Raw genomic sequence first — 242 nt, forward strand, 5'->3', positions numbered from 1 at the left:
TCGAGGTTACGTATGAAAGGCATCATCCTCGCCGGCGCCACCGGCTCCCGGCTGCACCCCATCACCCATGGCATCTCGAAGCAGCTCGTACCGGTCTACGACAAGCCGATGTTCTACTACCCGCTGTCCACCCTGATCCTGGCCGGAATCAGCGACATCCTGGTGATCACTACCCCGCACGGCGCAGAGCAGTTCCAGCGCCTCCTGGGCGACGGCTCCCAGTTTGGGATCTCGCTCAGCTA

The 242-nt window shown here is 62.4% G+C and carries 1 protein-coding gene; it reads left to right on the plus strand.

Features of this window, described 5'->3' with window-relative positions; translation table 11 throughout:
* Positions 1-12: 12 nt before the first annotated feature.
* On the plus strand, positions 13-242 hold a 230-nt coding region (locus KVS67_RS12805), incomplete at its 3' end, for a sugar phosphate nucleotidyltransferase (protein ID WP_217565525.1).

It is taken from the genome of Micrococcus sp. GbtcB5 (genome assembly GCF_019091605.1).
Taxonomy (GTDB): Bacteria; Actinomycetota; Actinomycetes; order Actinomycetales; family Micrococcaceae; genus Micrococcus; species Micrococcus luteus.